Below are 1131 nucleotides of genomic sequence, written 5' to 3' on the forward strand. Positions count from 1 at the left end.
GCCCTGGCCGGATAATTCTCGGAATCCCGACCGGTTAATTCTCGGAACAGTGGCCGGTTAATTATTGGATTACCCGGCCGGTCGCGTCGGAATCTGCAGATCGCTCGACCTTGGCCGACTGGGTCGGCAAGGCAGCCTTCCTGCTGCGGCCGGTACATGAGCGCTTGTTCGAGCGGCTGAAGGCGTCGACCAAGCTCTTCGCAGACGAGACCACGGCCCCTGTGCTCGATCCGGGCCGCGGCCGGACCAAGACCGGCCAACTCTTCGCCTACGCTCGCGACGAACGGCCCTGGGGCGGCGCCGATCCGCCGGGCGTGGTCTATCTCTATGCACCCGACCGCAAGGCGGAGCAGCCGATCCGGCATCTTCAAGGCTTCGCCGGCGTGCTGCAGGTGGACGGTTACGCCGGCTACAAGGCGCTGGCTGGCAGGAATGCCGTGAGCCTGGCCTTTTGCTGGAGCCACGCCCGGCGCAAGTTCTACGAACTGGCCGAGGCCGGCCCGGCGCCAATCGCTTCGGAAGCGCTCGCGAGCATCGCAGAACTCTACCGCATCGAGGGCGATATCCGCGGGCGCTCTGCCGAGGAACGACGCGACGCCCGCCAGGCCAGAAGCCGCCCCATCGTCGAGGCGCTGGAGCCGTGGCTGCGCGCCAAGCTTCTTCTCGTCAGCCAGAAGAGCAAGCTTGCCGAGGCGATCCGCTATGCTCTCTCGCGCTGGCAGGGCCTCTCTTGCTTCCTCGACGATGGCCGTATCGAGATCGACTCCAACGTGGTCGAGCGCGCCATCAGACCAATCGCCCTGAACCGCAAGAATGCACTGTTCGCGGGCAGCGACGGCGGCGCCGAGCATTGGGCCGTCATCGCCTCCCTCGTGGAGACCTGCAAGCTCAACGCCGTCGACCCGCAAGCCTATCTCGGCGACGTCATCGCCCGCATCGTCGCCGGCCATCCCCAGAGCCAGATCGATGAGCTCCTGCCGTGGGCCTACGCACCGGCCCCGCTCAAGGCCGTGGCCTGAGAACAGCGCATACATCCCATCGCATTCGACCTCACCGGCGGCGAAAAGGGCGATGCGCCGCATTTCCCGATCCTGCTCGGGCTCGGCCCGGATCTCGATCCGCGGGCCGCTG

At 66.7% G+C, this 1131-nt stretch carries 1 pseudogene; it reads left to right on the forward strand.

Features of this window, described 5'->3' with window-relative positions:
* Window positions 1-98: 98 nt before the first annotated feature.
* Window positions 99-1019: pseudogene (gene tnpC, locus ACFPOB_RS30210) on the forward strand (IS66 family transposase); the annotation flags it as partial.
* Window positions 1020-1131: the final 112 nt, after the last annotated feature.

The sequence above is a fragment of the Allobosea eneae genome, from assembly GCF_042657265.1.
Lineage (GTDB): Bacteria > Pseudomonadota > Alphaproteobacteria > Rhizobiales > Beijerinckiaceae > Allobosea > Allobosea eneae.